Origin of the sequence: Sorangium sp. So ce327 (assembly GCF_051530205.1) — a bacterium.
Classification (GTDB): domain Bacteria; phylum Myxococcota_A; class Polyangia; order Polyangiales; family Polyangiaceae; genus Sorangium; species Sorangium cellulosum_B.
Genome location: NZ_CP150330.1, coordinates 12,840,758 through 12,858,767 on the forward strand (window position 1 = coordinate 12,840,758; position 18,010 = coordinate 12,858,767).

Consider the following 18,010-nt stretch of genomic DNA (forward strand, 5'->3'; position numbering starts at 1 on the left):
GTTCCTCTCCTCTGCGCGCGGCGGAGAGAGAGGGGGACACCGTGCGGCTGAAGGACAAGATCGCGCTCATCACCGGGGCGAGCAGGGGAATCGGGAAGGCCAGCGCGCTCGCGCTGAGCCGGGAGGGGGCCGTCGTGGTCGGCGTGGCGCGCACCACGGCCGATCTGGCGGCGCTCGAAGGGGAGATCCGCGAGGCGGGCGGCCGCGGGCTGATGATCGAGGCCGACGTCACCCGCGCCGCGTCCGTCGCCGCGTGCGTGGAGCGGGCGGTCCGCGAGCTCGGGCGGGTCGACATCCTCGTCAACAACGCGGGCATCGGCGGATACCGGCCCTTCCTCGAGTGGTCGGAGGACGACTACGACCGCATCATGGCGACGAACGTGAAGGGGACATGGCTGTTCTGCCGCGAGGTGATCCCCCACATGCGCCGCCAGGGCGGCGGCCACATCATCAACGTCGCCAGCGTCGCCGGCCTGCAGGGCTATCCGAGCGAGGCCATCTACTGCGCCTCCAAGTTCGCGCAGATGGGCCTGACCCAGGCGCTCGATCGCGAGTTCTGGCAGGAGAACATCAAGGTGAGCGCCGTCTGTCCGGGCGGCGTCGAGACGCACTTCGCCCTCGGCGACGGGCGCACCGCCGGCTCGGACCGCATGCAGGGCTTCTCCACGCCGGAGGACGTGGCCGAGGCCGTTGTGCTCGCCGCGCTGCCGCGGGATCGCTCGCGCATCGTGCAGATCGTCATGCGGCCGATGAACGAAGCCACGTAGAGCGCGGGCTCGCCGCGCGCGCTCAGACCGCGGCGCGCGGCCTCGCCAGCGTCTCCCAGGCGGCCATCGCGCAGTCGACGATCGCCCGGAGCGCCTCGCGCGAGGCGCCGTCGCGGGCCTGGAGGGAGAGGCCCTGGAGCACGGTGGTGTAGAAGGCGGCGAGCGCCGCCGTGTCGGTGCCCGCCGGCACGTCACCCTCGGCGACGCCGCGATCCAGCCGGCGCCGGAGCGCGTCGAGCGCCGCCCGCCGGCACCCGGCGAGGTAGGCGCGCACGCGCTCGTTCTCCGGCGTGCCGAGCGTCGCGGCGAGCACGATCATGCAGCCGCTCGGCTTGCCCGGCGTCGCGTACCCCTCCACGTTGCCGCGCAGCATCGCCTCGACCGCCCCGCGCGCCGTCGGCTCGTCGCTCATGGCCCGGTTCGTCGCCGCGCCCTCGACCTCGCTGTAGAGCGCCACGGCCTCGCGAAACAGCGCCTCCTTGCAGCCGAACGCGGCGTAGAGGCTCGGCGAGTTGATGCCCATCGCGGCCGTGAGATCGCTGAGCGAGGTGCCCTCGTAGCCCCGCTCCCAGAACACCTCCATCGCCCGCCGCAAGGCGGCGTCCCGATCGAAGCTGCGAGGGCGCCCTCGTCCGACCATCAGCGAGACCTTTCTGTGTTTCTGTGACGATCGATAAAAAAACCGATTGACCACCGGTCACGGGACAACGTATATATTCTGTATCGATCTGTACAGAAAAGAGGTAGCGATGGCGGAGTTTGCAGGCAAGGTGGCGCTGGTGACCGGGGGCAGCCGCGGGATTGGCGCGGCGATCGTCAAGCGGCTGGCGCGGGGCGGGGCGGATGTGGCGCTGACGTACGTGAGCGCCGCGGACAAGGGGCGGTCGGTGATCGCCGACGTCGAGGCGGCGGGTCGGCGGGGGATGGCGATCGCGGCGGACACAGCGGATCCGGCTGCGATCGTCGCCGCGGTCGAGCGGACGGTGGCCGAGCTCGGCAGGCTGGACATCCTCGTCAACAACGCCGGTGTCGCCATCATGGCGCCGCTCGAGGCCGTGACGCTCGCGGACCTGGACAAGACGCTGGGGATCCATGTGCGGGGCGTCTTCCTCGCCTCGCAGGCCGCGGCGCGGCACATGGGCGCCGGCGGGCGCATCGTCAGCATCGGCAGCTGCCTCGCCGACCGGGTGCCGGGGCCGGGAATCACGCTGTACTCCATGAGCAAGACCGCGCTGGTCGGCCTCACGAAGGGCCTCGCCCGCGATCTCGGGCCGCGCGGCATCACCGCCAACCTCATCCAGCCCGGCCCGATCGACACGGACATGAACCCGGCCAACGGCGCCGGAGCGGATGGGCAGCGGAGCATGCTCGCGCTCGGTCACTACGGCAACACCGACGACATCGCCTCCACGGTCGCTCATCTAGCCGGCGAAGGCGGGCGCTTCATCACCGGAGCGACGATCACCATCGACGGCGGGTTCTCGGCCTGAGGGGGGCCGCGCGGCCCGCGCTGGGCGCCGGTCGCGCGGCCATCACAGCGACTCCAGGGAGGTACGGAGCGGTGCCGTCGAGTTGTCCCAGGAGCATCGGTATCTGCCGACATTCGATATTTCGCGGCGCCGGCGTCGGCAAGCGAGATCGCAGCTCGATTCGACCTCTGAGCGCAGCCCGGCATGGCGCCGCCACCCGGCGTGGACGCCGTCTACCAGCGCACGGTCGCGGAGCTCCGGGCGCGCGGCAGCGTGCTCTGGCTGGTGTTCGCCCCGCTGGCGCGAGACGCGACCGCGGCGGCGCTGCGGGAGGTCGTCGCGGAGATCCACGCGGAGGCAAAGGCCGCGGCGGAGCGGGCCGAGCTGTACACGGCGCTCCTGGTGACGGCCGCCATCGATCCCTGGGGGCATAATCTGCGGAAGGAGCTCATCGACATGGTGGAGGACAAGGAAGAGGGGCTGCTCCGGCGCACACCGATCATCGGAGAGATGATCATCGAGGCCGAGCGACGAGGCGAGCTGCGAGGCGAGCTTCGTGGCGAGCTTCGTGGCGAAGAACGAGCACAGGAGGCGATCGCAGAGCTGCTCGGCCGCCTCTTCGCGCGGCGGATCGGGCGACGGCCGACGGCTGACGAAGCGCGTTTGATCCTCGAGCGAGCCCGCGCGAACGGCCCGGGGGAGGTCACGGATGCCTTGCTCGATCTCGAGGGTGAGGCGCTGGTTCGCTGGCTCGCGGAGCCGATCCGCCACGCGTGAGCTCCCGCGAGAGGCGTGGAGATCGGGCGCGTGGCCGTCGAGCGTCGCCCCGCCCGGGACGACGCGGTTCAGGCCGGCCGCGCCTCCCTCAGAGCGACTCCAGGTAAGCGACCAGGGCGCGCCGCTCCCCGGCCGACAGGTGGGCCGTGTGGCCCATGGAACCGTCCACCCCCTCGACCAGCGCGAGCAGCGTCGGGTACCGGCCGTCGTGGTAGTACGGCGCGGAGCGGCCGACGAAGCGCAGCGAGGGCGTCTCGAAGGAGCGCTCCGTCTCGAAGCGCGTCGCGCTCCGCACGTCGTGCCGCGCGCCGTCGGTGGTCAGCTCGTCGCCGACATGGCAGCTCGAGCAGCCCGCCTCGCGGGCGTGGAAGAGCTCCTCGCCGCGCGCCGCGAGGGCGGCGCGGGCGCCGGCCGCCGGCTCTGCGGCTGCCGGCTCTGCGGCGCCGGCCGGCGCCGCCGCGAGCGCGGCGCGCTCCTCGGCCGTGAGGACCGCCGCCTCGGCGGGCGGATCCATGCCGCGGAGGTACGCGAAGATGGCGTCGCGCTCCTTCGCGCTCAGGCCGGTGCCCGCGAGCCGGGACATGGTGCGGGCGAAGTGGCTCTCCAGGTCCTTCTTGCCGCCCTCCCAGCCGTACGGCGCGGTGCCGTCGAGCCGCCTCATGAGCATCGGCGTCTGGCGCGGGCCCTCCGGCGTCGACCAGGTGAGCGCGTCGTCACGGCCGTCGGGGTGGCAGCTGGCGCAGGCGCGGCCGTCGAACGCGACGCGACGGCCGCCGGCCGCGTGGAACAGCCGCTGGCCCTCCGCGCGCTGCTCGTCGAGGCGCGACGCGCGGGGCAGGGCGATGACCGGCAGCTCGCCCGCGAGCTCCTTGCCGGCGGCGCCGATCGCGGTCGGCCCCGGGTCGCGCGCGGCGGGCAGGATCGTCAGCGCGCCGTCGAACCGGGAGAAGACCACGGCGCGCCGGCGCGCGCCGTCGACCGCGATGGCGGTGGGCCCGGCGCCCACGTGGGCGCGGAAGAGCTCGCGATCCCGCACCGATCCGGTCCGCTGCGGCTTGCCGGGGATCTGGGCGCGGGCGTCGTAGGCGATCACCTCGTCGTGGCCGAGGCACGCGACGAGCAGCACCTCGTCCCCGGGCTCGATCGCCGCCGCCCGCGGGAGCCGGCAGCCGCGGAGCCCGAGGTGGGCCGAGACCGGCGGGACGTCCGCGCGTTCGCCCATCGCGTCGACGACCGCGATGTGCTCGATCACGGTGTGGACGAGCGCGCTGCCATAACCGCCGGCGCCCGTCGCGGGCCCCGGATCGACGAGCGCGATGGGCGCGAAGACCGCGCCGCTCGCCGCGCGCGCCAGCGCGAAGCCCTGGGAGCCGCGGCGATCCACGTTCACCGTCGGGCGGCGCATCTGGAACGGCGTGCCGTCTTCCAGATCGAAGGACACTTTCCGCGATGGCCCGCTCGAGCTGGGGGGGAAAGGCTTGGCGAGCTTCGACGTCGATCTCGGGGCGCGCCGCTCCACCCCGTCGGTCGACAGCTCCCGCGCGCAGGTCGGCGCTCCGCCTTCGCCGAGCGTCACGACGCTGATGCGGCCGCCGACCGCGTGGGAGACGAACGCGCGCCGGCCGTCGCTCGACGCGACGACCGCGCTGGGATCGCGGGCGAGCGGGAGCTCGCCGGTGCGCCGGAGGTCGGCGGTCGCGAGGCTGGTGAGCGCGTGGCCCCAGCGGCTCGCGACGAGCAGCGTGGCGCGGTCCGGCGTCATCGCGAGGCCCACGGGCTCGCTCGCCACGGGCACCAGGCACCTTCGCTCGAGCGGGGCGGCAGGGCCCACCGGCTCCAGCACCTCGAGAAGGGCGCGGTCGCGCAGCGAGGCCACGACGCGGCCGTCGCCCAGCACGATCACCTGGGCGGGCCGGCCCGCGAGCGGCGTGCGCGCGAGCGCGGCGCGGGCGTCGATGTCGACGGTGTGGAGGGCGGCGTCGTCCTCGTCGGCGACGAAGGCGAGGGTGCGCCCGCCGAGCTCCGCGAGGGCGACGCCGGAGCCGGCGTGCGTCGCGTCGAGGGGCGCGGGCGCGGGGCCCGCCGCACGCCGGGCGCAGATGGGCGGCGGCGGCGCCTCCGCCGCGGCACGAGGGCTGGGCGGCGGCGCCGGGGCCGGGTCGCGCGGGGAGGGGGTGCAGGCGAGGGCGAGGAGGGCGAGGGCGGTCGGAGCGGCGGCTCTCATGCCTGGACCATCGGCCCAGCGGGCGAGAGTGTGACAGGGGCGTCGCCGCCGGGTCGTCGCTCGCCTGGCCTGGCCTGGCCGGGCTGGAGCGCCGAAGGATGAGGCTGCCTGTCCTCGCGAAGGGCCTACACTGGGATGCATGCCCCTCAGCGACGACATCCCCGAGTGGAAGGCGCTGCGAGACACCTTGAGCGATCTGGTCGCCCGCGCTGGCGCCGCCGCCGCGGCCGTGATCGATGAATCGAACAACATCTGGTGTGCCTGGCCGGTCGCGCCCACGGTGCTCCCGCTCGCCGCGCGCTTTGCCGAGCGGGAGATGGCCGCTCGGTCGGGTCCACCCTTGCGGCGGGGCGGCCGGCTCCGCGTGGCTCGCCCCGCCGCTCCTCCCGAGGACTCGTACCTCGCCGAGTCGTTCGGAGGGATTTACGTGCTGGTGTTATGGTTCAAGGGTCCGTTCGACGCTGATTTTCAGCGCGCTCGTTTGCGGCGCGAGCTCCCCCGGATCGAGGCGCAGACGGTCGCGCTGCCGCCTCCGGAGGGGCCGGAGGCCGGCGAGGGCGCTGCGAGGATGCGCGTTCCGTAGAGCGGGTAGCTGCCGTCTGGAGGCCTGCCGCCTGAAATGGCTTCCTCGGACCCCGGCTCGATCCGCGTGATAGACGACGCGTTCCCAGTCAGGAGGCGAGTCGTTCAGGTCGTCGTCTCCGCAGCGGTAGCTCACGTCGAGCGATCCATCCACCGGTTGCCAGCACATCCGCTGGACCTGCTGGCAGCGACATCACTCTATCGAGTTGCCCGCTGATGCAACTTGGTTGCATCAACGCCGTGATCCATGGCATCATGGCTCTCGAGGCTTCGTCGCGGCATGGTGGCTCATGTCGCGGCGCCTACCACGGAAGGCCAGACAAGACGTGATGACGACAACGACCGCTGAGGAACACGAGGATTTTGCATCGCCGCGCGCGGCGCCTGCCAGCTCGACGCGCATCGTGACGGAGCTCGTCGACCTGGCCGAGCTCGCGGCGCCCGAGGTGAGCGTCTGCGTGCTGCGGCGGGGCGTCGACCCCGACATGGACGGCTTCGTGCGCGAATGGCTGCTGCCACGGCCGCTCGCCGAGGCGCTGAGCGTCGATCCGGTCGCGCCCGACCTCGCGGCGCTGGCCGCTGGAGCACCCCCCTCGCCCGGTCGTGAAGTCTTCCTCGAGGACGTGCGCGGGCTGATATCGCTCTTCGCGGATCTCACGGGCTGCCCGCGGGTCGGCCTACGGCTCGCGCGGCTCGACAAGCCCATGTGCCCTCGTCTCCACGCCGACATGGTGACCGCCCGCCTGGTGACCACCTACGTCGGGGCAGGGACGGAGTGGGCAGAGCACGCCGATGTCCGGCGGGACCGGCTCGGACATCGCGCCAACGGTGTCCCCGACGAGGTCTCGGGGGTGCTGCGCGCCGGCGCGCGCCTCCGCCGGATGGATCCGTTCGACGTCGGGCTGCTCAAGGGAGAGGCGTGGCCGGGCAACCAGGACCGCGGCGCGGTGCACCGGTCGCCGCCCGGAACGTCGCCACGTGTCGTCGTGACGCTCGACGCCCTGGCCTGAAACCGCGGCGCTACGCCGTCAGCTGTACGTCGCCGTGATGGTCGCAGTGCCCGCCGTGCGGGTGGTGCAAGTGGCCGTCGACGAGAAAGTCCACGTGATCTCCGTGAGGGACAGCGGGGTGCCCGCAGTCGTCTCCGTGCGCGTGCTTCACGTCGTGCCCTGAGCACGCGTGGTTCGGGGTGCACTGTGCAGGGTTCTCCTCGTTCACCGAGAGGACGTGCTCGTCGACATGGTCGTCATGCCGGTGGTGCAAGTGGCCATCGTGCAGGTAGTCGACGTGGTCACCGTGACGTATCGCCTGGTGTCCGCACGCCTGGCCGTGATCGTGCGCATGCTCATCGTGCGTCGCGTGGTCCTTCATCCTGGTCTCCTTGCCGAGCGCGGGAAAACGCACAGCTCTGAAAGGTGAAGAGGCTGATTGCATCAACCCCTGAAGCACGACTTCTCGGCTGGCAGACACGAGAAATTGGGCTCCAGGTGAACCAACCTACCCGCACGGCGTGTGGTGGTCGTCGAAAATTCGCGTGAGGCGGCAATCGCCTGGACAGGCACGGCTCCCGGCCAGCCTTGCCGCTGCTCCACCTGCCAGAGCACTCGCCTCCCCGTGGGATGCTTGACGGCGCGGGTCGGACGCCAGCTATGCTACCGCTCCACGATGCGTGGGAGCCGCACGACGGGGCCGGCTCGGAGCTCGAGGCGATCCACGCGTCGGACCCTCATCGACGCTGAATGGTCCCTGGATCGGAGGAGCAAGCATGTCAGAGGCTCTGGGAGAGCTCGTCAAGCCCGTGATCGTCGGCCGTTCCAGCTCGCACTTCACGCGTGTCACGCGGATCTTCGCCGTGGAGATGGGGGTCGACCATTCGCTCGAGGTCGTGCGGGACCTCATGTCGTCCAACGCGGCGGACTACGCGGGCAACCCCGCGCTCAAGATGCCGGCTCTCCGGACATCCCGCGGCGTGTGGTTCGGCGCGCTCAACATCTGCCGCGAGCTGTCGCGGCAGTCGAAGCGCGCGGTACGCACGGTATGGCCGGAGGACCTCGACCAACCCCTCCTCGCGAACGCCCAGGAGCTCGTCGTTCATGCGATGGCGACGGAGGTCGGGCTGATCATGGCCGGCGCCGCCGGGGCCAGCGACGGCAGCGCGCACCATGCCAAGCAGCGAAACAGCCTTATGAACACCATGTCATGGCTGGAGGACAACGCGGGTCACGCGCTCGCCGCGCTGCCGTCGGACCGGGATCTGAGCTATCTGGAGGTCGCGCTGTTCTGCCTCGTCACGCATCTGGAGTTCCGGCGCGTCCTGCCGACCGAACCCTATCCCGCGCTGAACGGCTTCTGTCGAGAGTTCGCGGCGCGGGCATCCGCCGCCGAGACCACCTACCGGTTCGACCCCTGAGCGCAGCCCCCCATGGCGCCGCCACCCGCCCGACGCGCGTACCTCATGCGGGGAGCCCGTGACTTCGGCCTCCTCCTCACCTGGCGAAGGCGCCCGCTCAGATGCCGTGGCCGATCTCCACGCCGAGGACTCCGCTGAACCCGAGGTAATCGTCTCGCACCAACGTGTCGAAGCCGGGGACCGCCGTGAAGCTCGCGCCCACGTAGGGCCTGAACCACGGCGCGTCGTCCGGCTGGTACCCGAGGCGCAGCCCCGTATCGACGACCACGCCGAGGAAGGAGTCCTTGCCCGCGAAGAGCTCGTCCTCCCACGCGCTCACGCGGCGTCCGTCGGGCGTCTTGCGATCGTTCCCTTGCAAGTAGAAGCCGAACCCGCCGTAGCCGACCGTGATCGGGATCTGGACCGCCAGCGCTTCCGCGAAGGGCAGCCGGAACGAGAGCCCGACGTGCGCGCCCAGCATGGATCCGTCGGACTTGAGCTCGAGCGTGCGTTGCCCCTTGTAGGTCTGCCCTCCGGGCAGCGCGACGTCGAAGGTGGCAGGATTCATGGGCCCCGGCCGCGCGAGCCCACCCAGGCCGAGGCGCACCAGGCCGTTGGCGAAGGTCACGCCGGCGGCGAACGCCGGCCCGTGCGACACGTGTCCTCCCAGGCCCATCACGCGCCACTCGAGGTCGACGAAGCCGCCTACCGGGACGTCCGGCGCGGGCCGGCGCGCGCCGCGCGTGTCCGCTGCCCCGGGCGGCCCGGCATCGAAGGCGCCCGCGCCGGCGCGCTCGACGGCCCCGGACCGGGTGTCCGGAGCCTGCGCGTCGGCCCGCGCGGCCCCGAGCAGGAGCGCGAGGCACGCGCTCGACGCGAGCGTCATGAGGTGAAGGCGGTGGCCGCGGCGGTCAGTGAGCGACACGGGAGCCTCCTTGTCCGAAAGCGAAGCGCGCTCCGAAAGAGCCCTCGAGCAGGAACTTGCCGTTGTCGCCGTTGAATCCAAAGGTGCCTCCCGCGCTGGCGTCGAGGGTGAGGAGAACGTGCTCGGACACGGCGTAGCCGGCGCCCGCCGTCAGGACCTGCGCCACGTCGGCCAGCTCCGTGGTCGGATCGAGCTCCAGCTCGAAGCCGACGGTGGCCCCGGCGCGGAGCAGCCACGCCTCGCCGAGCGCGACGTGAGCGACCATCGATAGCTCGTCGACGTGCCGGAGCGCCGACGCGGGCGCGTCGCCGCGTCCCCCGGTGCTGCCTCCCCCGGTGCCCCCTCCGACGTCCCGGAGCGCCAGGAACCCCGTCTTGAGGCGCAGATCGAGCTCGAGCGGGCCGTGCGTCACGAGCGGCATCAGCAAGACCGCAGCGCCCGAGGCGCCGCTCGCGCCTGTCACCGTTCGCCCTCCCATGTACGCTCGCTCGAGGGCCCAGAAGGAGGCAGCGGCTCCGAGCTGCGCCCCGCCCGCGAGGCGCACGCGGCCGTCGAGCTCCAGGCCGCCGCCCGTGTCCCTGCCGACGAGGCGTGATCCAAGGACGAGGCGAGCCTCCGCGGGCACCGGACCCGCGGAATCGGCGCCGCGGGGCGCGACCTCCGGCGGCGGGGATGCCCCCGTGGCGTCGGCTGCGCGGGCGCCCAGAGGCGGCAGCAGCGCGCTCAAGAACGCGAGGAGGCGGAGCAGACGGCCCCGCCTCGGCCCATCGAACGTGTGGCGTACGAGCATGCACGCAGGATGGCCAGCGCCCGCTCATGCCGGTAGCGATAGAATACGTCTTACAGTTAGTTCAATTCAGAATAAATTGAGCCATGGATCGGTTCCTCGCGCTGCGCGTGTTCTGCAAGGTGGCGGACAGCGGCAGCTTCTCGCGGGCGGCGCGCGAGCTCTCCATGACGCAATCGGCCGCGAGCCGCGGGATCGCCGATCTGGAGTCGCGCCTCGGTCTCCGGCTGTTCGAGCGCACCACCCGGCGCGTCGCGCTCACCCTGGAGGGGCGCGCGTACTACGAGCAGATCGAGGAGCACGTGCGCGCGCTCGAGGACGCGGAGCTCCGCGCCGCGTCCGGCTTCGGGGACCTCGCGGGCCGCGTGAAGCTCTCGGCGCCCGGGGCGCTCGGCCGCCGCCTCCTCTTGCCGGAGCTCGTGCGGATCATGCATGAATCGCCGGGGCTCGTCGTGGACGCCGCGCTCACCGATCAGCGGGTCGACCTCGTGGCAGGCGCGTTCGATTTCGCGCTCCGCGTCGGCGTCCGCAGCGAGCCGTCGTTCATCGAGCGAACGCTGGGGACCTCGCCCCAGTGGCTCGTCGGCAGCGCCGGCCTGCTCGCGGGCAAGCCGGCGCCGACATCCATGTCGGAGCTCGCCGCGGTGCGGGTCGTGGCGAGCGGCGGGGTGCGCGATCTCGAGAAGCTGGGGCTCACCGTCAGGCTCACGACCGACGACATCGAGACGAACCTCAGGGCCGTGGAGGCAGGGCTCGGCGTGAGCGTGCTCCCGCGCTGGCTTGTCGCGCGCCGGGTCCAGGAGGGGCGCCTGATCCGGCTCTTGCCCAGGCTCCCGCTGCCGAGCCCGCCCCTCGTCGCCGTCTACCCCCGGCGGCTCCGGCGCGTGGCGCGCCAGGTGCTGGAGCGGCTGGAGCGGCACCTCCAGAAGGAGCTCACCTCCGACGGATGAGCGCCTGCCGGGGAGGCCCGGCGCTCACAGCGACTGGTGCCCGAGGCGCACCTGCATCGACGGGTGGCGGGCGGCGAGGGCGCGGAGGAAGGCGAGGCTCTCGGCGCTCCCGGCGGGGTCGGACGAGAAGTTCCCGGGCTCGACGTCGTTCCGCCAGCCCCAGGCCGTGTGGCACACATCGCCGGTGAAGAGCACCGGGCCCTCGGGCGTCCGCGCGACATAGGCGACCGAGCCCGGCGTGTGCCCCGGCGCCGAGAGCGCGAAGAGCGAGGCGTCGCCGAGCACGTCGATCACGCCCTCGCCGCCGAAGGCCCACTCCTCGAGGGGCGCGCGGCCCTCGAGGAGCTGGTCCACGGTGGACTGGGTGAGCGCATGGAACGGGCTCTCGAACGTGGACTCCCCGGGGCCGACGAAGATCGGGACGTCGCGCGCGACGTCGGGCAGGCCGAGCACGTGGTCGATGTGCAGGTGCGTGAGGAGCACGCCGGCCAGCGCCCGCTCGCCGCGAAAGGCGCCGAGGCTGGCCTCCACCCGCAAGGCGCCGAAGTTGAGCGCCTGTCCGACGGGGCCGGTGCGGAGGGGATGGTCGCTCGCCGCGAGCGCCTGCGACGCGCCGGTGTCGATGAGGTACAGGCCCCGCGCCGGGTGCGCGAGCGCGTGAAAGGTGATGTCGACAGGCTCGAGGCCGTCGGTCAGGCCGGCGGCGCGCTCGTGGGCCAGGTTGATGAGCCCGGCGCGGCTGGTCTCCCACCGCGCGCTGACGACGGTCTCGACGGTGATGGGGCCCGCCTGGTCGAGGAGCGCCTCCATCACCTGCAGCCGGATCGGCGTGCCGAGCGTGGCCCTCGCCGCGCCGTGCGTCGACGCCGGCGGGTCCTTGGGCGGCGGGAGCGGCTCGGCGCACGCGCCGAGCAGGAGCGCGGAGGCGAGGAGAGCGCGGGATACGAAGCGGAAGGTGTGTCTGGACATGCCGCCAGTGTGTTCCCCGAAAAATGAATGGGTAACTGGCGAAAGTCGCATGGTGTCATACGCAGATGGATATCTCGTGGGACGACGCGCGGCTGTTCCTCGCGGTGGCGGAGGCAGGCAGCCTGAGCGCCGCCGCGCGCAAGCTGCAGATGACCCAGCCCACGGTGAGCCGGCGGCTCGCGGAGCTGGAGGCGCTCCTCGGCGAGCCCCTCTTCGACCGCGGCGTGGCCGGCACGGCGCTGACGGCGTACGGGGCCGGCCTCGTCGAGCCCGCGCAGCGGATGGCCGACTGGGCCGCCGAGCTGACCCGCGCGGCGGAGCGGCGCCACGCGCCCACGGGCGTGGTCCGGGTCACGGCGCCTCCCGGCATCGCGCACGGCTTCCTCGTCCCGTTCGCGGCGGCCTTCTCGCGGGGCGCGCCGGCGATCGAGCTGCACGTCGTGTCCACGGTGCGCCCGCTCGACCTGACGAGGCGGGAGGCGGATCTGGCGCTGCGGCTGGGCGTCCCCGCCGGCGAGGACAGCGTCGCCTCGGTCGACATCGAGCTGCGCGCCTTCGCGTCGGAGCAGTACGCGGCGCGGGCGGCGGGCAAGGCCGATCCCGCGGAGCTCGCGTGGATCGGCTGGGCGCCGCCGCTCGACGACCTCTCGCCGAACAGCGCGCTCGGCCGCCTGATCCCGGGGTGGCGCCCGTCGTTCGCGTCCGACGACTACCTCGTTCAGATCCGCGCGTGCGAGCTGGGGCTCGGCGCGATGATGCTCGCGCGCGAGCACCCGCACTTCCGGAGGCACCCGCCGCTCGTGGAGCTGAAGGTGGACCTGCCGCCCGCGCGACGCTCGCTCGTGCTGCTCTGCCCGCGCAGCGCCAGGGCCATTCCGCGCGTGCGCGCGGTGCTCGAGCCGCTCGCGGAGAGCCTGCGCGCGTGGCGCCCGCCCAAGGCGAGGGGCGCTCGGCGCTGACGGCGTCGCGCGCCCGCGGGCTGGGCTATCCTGGATGGCGATGACCGCCGCCGCACGCGCCCTGCCCAGAGGCCCCTCTCTGCGGATCGTCTGCGTGAACGACGTGTACTTGCTCGACAACCTCCCGCGCCTCGCGACCCTCGTGCGGCGCCACGCCGCCCCGCCCGCCGATCGCTTCCTGGTGGTGATGGCCGGCGACTTCCTCGCGCCGAGCCTGCTGTCGAGCCTCGATCACGGCAGGGGCATGGTGGACTGCATGAACGCGCTGCCGGTCACCCACACCATCTTCGGCAACCACGAGGCCGACGTCGAGCTGCCGGAGCTCAGGGCGCGGGTGCAGGAGTTCCAGGGCACGTGGCTCAACACCAACATGCCCTCGTTCGCCCCGGCGCTGCCGACGCACGAGATCCTCGACGTCTCGAGCCCCGGCGGGCGCGCTGTCCGGATCGGCCTCCTCGGCCTGCTCGTGCACGTGAAGGGCCTGTACCGGCGGGATGCGTTCGGGGGGATCGACATCGAGCCGGCGAACGAGGCGGCCCTCCGCTGGACCCGCCGGCTCCTCCGCGACGAGGGGTGCGCGTGCGTGATCCCGATCACGCACCAGAGCCGCGACCAGGACCTCGAGCTCGCGCGGGCGCAGCGCGAGCCGCGCTTTCCCGTGATCCTCGGCGGCCACGAGCACGAGGTGATCCTCGACGACGTGGACGGCTGCTGGGTCGTGAAGGCCGGCACGGACGCGGAGAGCGCCGCCATCATCGACCTCGTGTGGCCGGTCCTGGCGCCGCCCGCCGGGGCGCCCGACCTGCCCGCTGTCACCGTCCGGATCGAGGAGGTCGGCGCCTATCCCGAGGATCCGGCGATGCGCGCGCGCGTCGACCGCCACATGCAGATCGTGCGCGACCTCGACGCGGCCACCCTCCTCCGGCTCCCGCCGGGGAGCGAGCTCTCGTCCGTCGGGACGCGGGTCCAGCAGACGTCGCTCGGCGCGCTGCTCTGCTCGCGGATCCGCGACGCCTTCCGGGCGGAGGGGTGCCTCTTCAACGGCGGCGGCATCCGCGGCGGCCGCGCGTACCGGGAGCGCCTCACCTACGGGGATCTCAAGGCCGAGGTGCCCTTCAGCAACGAGGTGGTGGTGACCCTCCTGCCTGGCCGCGTCGTCCGCGAGGCCGTCGCCGCGTCGCGGTCGCGCGCCCCCGCCCAGCACGGCGGTTACCTCCAGATCGACGACCGGATGGCGACGGACGCGCGAGGCGTCCTGAGCGCGATCGACGGCCTCCCGCTTGTCGACGAGCGCGCGTACCGGATCGCCCTCCCGCGCGGGCTCCTCGGCGGCATGGATGACATCGCGCCGCTGGTCCGCTTCGCCCAGGAGCACCCGGAGAAGGTGCCGCCGGCGGACAGCGGGCGCGATCCGAAGCTCGTCCTCGTGGAGTCGTTCGCCGCGGACCTCGTCCGCCAGCTCGGGGCCTTCGAGGCGATCGACGCCGACGGGGACGGCCGCGTCTCGACCGAGGAGCTGAGGGCCGCCGTCTCGAGGGCGACCTCCGAGACGCCGTCCGAGGTGGTCGTCGGCGAGCTGATGAAGGCGCTCGACCGCGACGGCGACAAGCGCGTGACGCGCGGCGAGGTCGACGCGCTGTCCTCCCCGCCGCCCGCGGGGGAGCACGGTCGATCCGACCCCTGAGGGGTCTCTTTTTCTACGCGGATCAGCTCACCGCGAGCGGCGTAGGCCGTCCGGCACCGCGCGCACGGCGCTCTGGATGGCGGCCCGGAGGGCGTCGCGCTGGGCGCGCTCGCCGGCCGCCGCGCTGTCCTCGACCCGCGCGCGGCCCTCGACCACGAAGAGGATGTTGCCCGTGTCGAGCTCGCGCACGGCCGCCGACACCACGCAGGCCGCCGTCAGGGTTCGCTCCCCGGTGCGCTTCGTGTCCAGGCGCACCACGGTGGCGGCGACCCCGTAGCGGCGGGTGAGCCGGAGCGGGCTCCAGTCGATCGCCGAGATCTCCGCGGACGCGTCCTGCCGCAGGAGAGGGACCACGTCACCGAGCCGCGTGGCGGCGGGATGCACGCGGCTCCGCGTCTCGGCGAGCGTGACGCCGGCGCGGGCGCGCGGCGCCTCGGCGACGCCGGTCCGCGGGTCCGGGCGGGCGTCAGCAGAGAGCGTGAGTAGCGCGACGGCGAGCGCCCAGCGTCCGATCTGCATCATCGATCCCGACCACCTCGATCAGAGGGGCTATCAGGATGCGCGAGGATGGCCAACAAACCACCCTTCCAGCGCTCGCCGGTGTGCAGAGAGGTCAGTCGATCCCGGTCTTGCCCGCGATCCAGTAGGCCTTGGCGCGGACCTCCCGCACCCCGGCCGCCCGGAGCACCTCCCGGGCCCGCTGGATCCACGCGCCGCCGCCGCAGGCCACCGCCGTGGCGACGCCCGCCGCGCGCTCGCGGAGCAAAGCGGCGGCCTCTTCGTCGGACCCCGCAAGGTCCACCGAGACGTCGAGCGATCGCGCCGCCGCCTCCGCCGCGGGGACGTTCGTCACCCGGAGCACGGCGCGGGCGCCGAGGCGGCGCGCCGAGGCCGCCACGCCGAGCGAGGTCTCGTCGCCGGTCAGGAGGCCCACGCCTCCCAGACGGAGGGAGCGTTGCGGGCCGACGAACCGCACGACGTCGCCCGGGCGGACGGCCTCCGTCCACCGCGCGCCCGGCGCGCTCCCGTGCGCGTGGAGGAGCAGCGTGGTCCGACCCTCCGCCCAGTCGATCGGGGTGTACGTCCGCACGTCATTCGAGGGGAGGAGCACCTGGATCTTGTCGCCGGGCTGCCAGCTGCTCGTGCGCAGCCCCTCGCCCTCGAGCACCACGCGCCGGTAGAGCGGGTGGGGCGTGCCCACGGCCTGCACCTTCGCCTCGGTCAGCACCAGCCCGCCGAGGAGTCCGAGCAAGCGACCTTTTCCGGATGCCATGCGGGTCAGCGTAGTCAGGGCGACTGTGCCGGTGCGTGAAGAAGCGCAAAGGCCGGAGGACCGGAGGGCGAAAGCCCTGCACAGTCCTCTGGGCCCGCGCGCTCCAGCGCGATCACGCCGCGGCGGGCACGGGAAGCTCAGGTTGCGCGCGTGAAGGGCACATCGTACCGACCGAATGGAGCTCGCTCGGGCCGGCGGCGCTCGAGGGCCGGAGCCCCCTGTCGGATCTGACAGCTGGGCGAGCGCTGGCGTCTCCACTAACCTCTGTCGGATGACCTCATCCTCCCGTGGCATGAACCCCGCTCGACGGCGCTCTTACCTGGCTTTCGTTCCCGTGCTCACCCTCGGCTTGCTGGCGGCCTGCGGAGGCGACGATGACGGGTCGGGCGACTCGAGCTCGGGCTCGGGCGGCTCGGGCCCGAGCCCTTCGGCGCTCGAAGAGCGCCTCGCCGCCTGTCCCGACCTCTCCCTGACGAGCGATCCCAGCGCGAGCGCCTGCCTGGTCGGCACCTACGAGGGGACCACGCCTTCGGGCGAGGCCTGCAGCCTCGAGCTCGGCGAGGCCGGCGCCTACGAGTTCACGAGCCCCTCGCTCTCCGTCTCGCACACCGCGCCCGACGACACGATCTTCGTCTTCGATCACACGTCGTTCGGCAGCTTCGAGCAGCTCGCGTGGAAGGTGTCCGATCCGATCTCGACCGAGACCTGGTACGAGCTGGACTTCGAGGCTCGCTTCGGCGCCGGAGCGGACGAGGCAAGCTCGAAGATCCAGATCGAGGTCACGGAGCACGGCGCGGACACGACCACGAGCGTCGCCTGCGTCGTCGACCTGTGACGGCTCCCTCCGGCGGCAAGGACCGGCGAACGGGCTCCTTACCTCGGCGCTGAGCGGACGCCTCAGGCGAACGTGCCCGCGTGATCGCGCGGGGTGCCGTCCACGGGACCCGGATCGAACGCGAACGGCGGGTACTGGTCGACCAGCGACCCATGATAGGCGAGGAGCCGCGCCTGCCACCGGAGCACGCCGCACTGGAAATCGTAGATGGCCGTCGGGACGCGCTCGGTGAAGAGGACCGCGACCGCCGAGACGAGCCACGCCAGATAGGCGACGCAGAAGAGCAGCGCGAGGACGATGGCCGAGGGGAGGCTCGTCAAGAGCCGCAGGAGCGCGTCCTTCGCTGTCGGCGCGCTGGTCGGATCGATGTCGAGGCGCGCGGTCTCGGCCGGGCGATCGAGCGGGAGCCTGTCGGTGAGCAGGAAGAGATAAGCGAACGCGGCCTGTAGCCACACGAGCGCGCGCGTCAGCCTGGGGCCGTCCTCGGCCAGGAACCGGGCCGATCCCTTCTGCGCCACCAGCGCGGCCGCCACCGCGGGCAGGGCCAGATAGACAAGCATCATGACGAAGCCCACCGTGACGCCGGCAATCGAGAGCGCCGCGAGCAGGAGGACACGCGCGAGGAGCTGGACGCGATCGAGCTTCCAGGGGCGCGTGACGGTGAAGGTGACAGGATACGAGGTCATCTCGAGATCTCCCAGGTTCATGGCGCTTCACGCGCGCGCCGGGTAACCCCCCGCGATCTTCTTGGTGAACCGGTGGAGCCGGTGGACGAAGCCCGTGTTCGGGAGGAACATCAGCGGGCACTCGCCCGCGACCACGCGGATCCCGAGCTCCTGACAGGCCTGCACGGCAGGCGCGCTCACTGCACCCTGACCGACGCCCCGGTGCAGCCACACGCGCTGGACGCCGGCAGCGGCGCACGCCCGCACGATCTGCTCGGTGACCTGGGGCGGGGTCATCACGATCGCCCCCTCGACCGGGGGATCGATCTCGCCGACCTCGGCGTACGCGACGCGGCCTTCGATCACGCCGCCCCCCGGGTTCACCGGAACGACGTCGTAACCCCGATCGATGAGCTCCCGCATCACCATCCGGCTGAAGTCCTTGTCGTCATGCGACGCGCCCACCAGGGCGACCCGCCGGTGGGAGAGGAATTCATTGACGTCTTCCATTCTGTTGCGCATTGGGACCTCCCGCGCTCCGCTCGTGCGCTCGTCACGACCGACGATCGACGATGCTCGACGATCGACGATTGCATGGCTCGTGCCGGCCGGCGCTGGCGCGGCGCAGGCCGGAGGGCCTGTCCCCTGCGGCGCAACACGTGCGCCTGCGGTGCAGGTCGTGCTGGGCCGAAGGTCCACGAGTGCAGCAGGAGCAGCTCGACGTCTGTGGTGACGATCAAGTCACGGCGCGCTGC

The 18,010-nt window shown here is 72.6% G+C and carries 20 protein-coding genes; 10 read left to right on the forward strand and 10 right to left on the reverse strand.

The features are described 5' to 3' along the window. Positions 1-41: 41 nt before the first annotated feature. Positions 42-767, forward strand: coding sequence for an SDR family oxidoreductase (locus WME95_RS48060; protein ID WP_437905876.1), 726 nt, complete (start codon positions 42-44; stop codon positions 765-767). A 22-nt stretch (positions 768-789) separates the two neighbouring features. On the opposite strand, the gene WME95_RS48065 is transcribed toward WME95_RS48060, so the two are convergent. Then, positions 790-1,407 (reverse strand): TetR/AcrR family transcriptional regulator, encoded by a 618-nt coding sequence (locus WME95_RS48065; RefSeq protein WP_437905877.1) that lies wholly within the window; start codon positions 1,405-1,407, stop codon positions 790-792. A 109-nt stretch (positions 1,408-1,516) separates the two neighbouring features. Between WME95_RS48065 and WME95_RS48070 the strand changes: the two genes are divergently transcribed. Next, a complete protein-coding gene (locus tag WME95_RS48070) occupies positions 1,517-2,257 on the forward strand; it encodes a 3-oxoacyl-ACP reductase family protein (protein WP_437911103.1) in 741 nt (246 codons plus the stop codon). A 183-nt stretch (positions 2,258-2,440) separates the two neighbouring features. Beyond that, complete coding sequence (locus tag WME95_RS48075; RefSeq protein ID WP_437905878.1) at positions 2,441-3,013, forward strand: hypothetical protein; 573 nt, start codon at positions 2,441-2,443, stop codon at positions 3,011-3,013. A gap of 88 nt (positions 3,014-3,101) precedes the next feature. On the opposite strand, the gene WME95_RS48080 is transcribed toward WME95_RS48075, so the two are convergent. Further along, the gene (locus WME95_RS48080; protein ID WP_437905879.1) at positions 3,102-5,237 is read right to left on the reverse strand and encodes a cytochrome C peroxidase; all 2,136 of its coding nucleotides are present in this window, start codon (positions 5,235-5,237) and stop codon (positions 3,102-3,104) included. A 139-nt stretch (positions 5,238-5,376) separates the two neighbouring features. Here WME95_RS48080 and WME95_RS48085 point away from each other — a divergent pair, with 139 nt between their 5' ends. Both WME95_RS48085 and WME95_RS48090 read left to right on the forward strand, forming a co-directional pair. After that, positions 5,377-5,820: a hypothetical protein gene (locus tag WME95_RS48085; RefSeq protein ID WP_437905880.1), complete on the forward strand. Its 444-nt coding sequence runs from the start codon at positions 5,377-5,379 to the stop codon at positions 5,818-5,820. Positions 5,821-6,148: 328 nt separating this feature from the next. Next, positions 6,149-6,829 (forward strand): DUF1826 domain-containing protein, encoded by a 681-nt coding sequence (locus WME95_RS48090; protein WP_437905881.1) that lies wholly within the window; start codon positions 6,149-6,151, stop codon positions 6,827-6,829. Positions 6,830-6,839: 10 nt separating this feature from the next. On the opposite strand, the gene WME95_RS48095 is transcribed toward WME95_RS48090, so the two are convergent. Further along, the gene (locus WME95_RS48095) at positions 6,840-7,190 is read right to left on the reverse strand and encodes a hypothetical protein (protein ID WP_437905882.1); all 351 of its coding nucleotides are present in this window, start codon (positions 7,188-7,190) and stop codon (positions 6,840-6,842) included. 394 nt (positions 7,191-7,584) lie between these two features. Here WME95_RS48095 and WME95_RS48100 point away from each other — a divergent pair, with 394 nt between their 5' ends. After that, on the forward strand, positions 7,585-8,229 hold the full coding sequence (locus tag WME95_RS48100; RefSeq protein WP_437905883.1) for a glutathione S-transferase N-terminal domain-containing protein: 645 nt from the start codon (positions 7,585-7,587) through the stop codon (positions 8,227-8,229). Between the two features lie 97 nt (positions 8,230-8,326). Here WME95_RS48100 and WME95_RS48105 read toward each other — a convergent pair whose 3' ends face one another. Together WME95_RS48105 and WME95_RS48110 are read right to left on the reverse strand one after the other, a co-directional pair. Continuing rightward, complete coding sequence (locus WME95_RS48105; RefSeq protein ID WP_437905884.1) at positions 8,327-9,133, reverse strand: hypothetical protein; 807 nt, start codon at positions 9,131-9,133, stop codon at positions 8,327-8,329. Further along, entirely contained in the window at positions 9,120-9,923 is an 804-nt protein-coding gene (locus WME95_RS48110; RefSeq protein ID WP_437905885.1) for a hypothetical protein, read from the reverse strand. Before WME95_RS48110 ends, WME95_RS48105 begins: the two co-directional genes overlap by 14 nt. 83 nt (positions 9,924-10,006) lie before the next feature. On the opposite strand from WME95_RS48110, the gene WME95_RS48115 reads away from it, so the two are divergent. After that, a complete protein-coding gene (locus tag WME95_RS48115) occupies positions 10,007-10,870 on the forward strand; it encodes a LysR family transcriptional regulator (protein WP_437905886.1) in 864 nt (287 codons plus the stop codon). A 24-nt stretch (positions 10,871-10,894) separates the two neighbouring features. On the opposite strand, the gene WME95_RS48120 is transcribed toward WME95_RS48115, so the two are convergent. Continuing rightward, on the reverse strand, positions 10,895-11,839 hold the full coding sequence (locus tag WME95_RS48120) for an MBL fold metallo-hydrolase (RefSeq protein WP_437905887.1): 945 nt from the start codon (positions 11,837-11,839) through the stop codon (positions 10,895-10,897). A 65-nt stretch (positions 11,840-11,904) separates the two neighbouring features. On the opposite strand from WME95_RS48120, the gene WME95_RS48125 reads away from it, so the two are divergent. Further along, positions 11,905-12,798 (forward strand): LysR family transcriptional regulator, encoded by an 894-nt coding sequence (locus tag WME95_RS48125; protein ID WP_437905888.1) that lies wholly within the window; start codon positions 11,905-11,907, stop codon positions 12,796-12,798. Positions 12,799-12,838: 40 nt separating this feature from the next. After that, on the forward strand, positions 12,839-14,482 hold the full coding sequence (locus WME95_RS48130; RefSeq protein WP_437905889.1) for a 5'-nucleotidase C-terminal domain-containing protein: 1,644 nt from the start codon (positions 12,839-12,841) through the stop codon (positions 14,480-14,482). 27 nt (positions 14,483-14,509) lie between these two features. Here the strand turns inward: WME95_RS48130 and WME95_RS48135 are convergent, their stop codons facing one another. Together WME95_RS48135 and WME95_RS48140 are read right to left on the reverse strand one after the other, a co-directional pair. After that, a complete protein-coding gene (locus WME95_RS48135) occupies positions 14,510-15,004 on the reverse strand; it encodes a hypothetical protein (RefSeq protein WP_437905890.1) in 495 nt (164 codons plus the stop codon). 91 nt (positions 15,005-15,095) lie between these two features. Next, on the reverse strand, positions 15,096-15,755 hold the full coding sequence (locus WME95_RS48140; protein ID WP_437905891.1) for a siderophore-interacting protein: 660 nt from the start codon (positions 15,753-15,755) through the stop codon (positions 15,096-15,098). A 292-nt stretch (positions 15,756-16,047) separates the two neighbouring features. Between WME95_RS48140 and WME95_RS48145 the strand changes: the two genes are divergently transcribed. Beyond that, complete coding sequence (locus tag WME95_RS48145; protein ID WP_437905892.1) at positions 16,048-16,590, forward strand: hypothetical protein; 543 nt, start codon at positions 16,048-16,050, stop codon at positions 16,588-16,590. 62 nt (positions 16,591-16,652) lie between these two features. Here WME95_RS48145 and WME95_RS48150 read toward each other — a convergent pair whose 3' ends face one another. Next, on the reverse strand, positions 16,653-17,297 hold the full coding sequence (locus WME95_RS48150; RefSeq protein WP_437905893.1) for a DUF4389 domain-containing protein: 645 nt from the start codon (positions 17,295-17,297) through the stop codon (positions 16,653-16,655). A 6-nt stretch (positions 17,298-17,303) separates the two neighbouring features. Then, complete coding sequence (locus WME95_RS48155; RefSeq protein WP_437905894.1) at positions 17,304-17,765, reverse strand: CoA-binding protein; 462 nt, start codon at positions 17,763-17,765, stop codon at positions 17,304-17,306. Positions 17,766-18,010 lie beyond the last annotated feature (245 nt).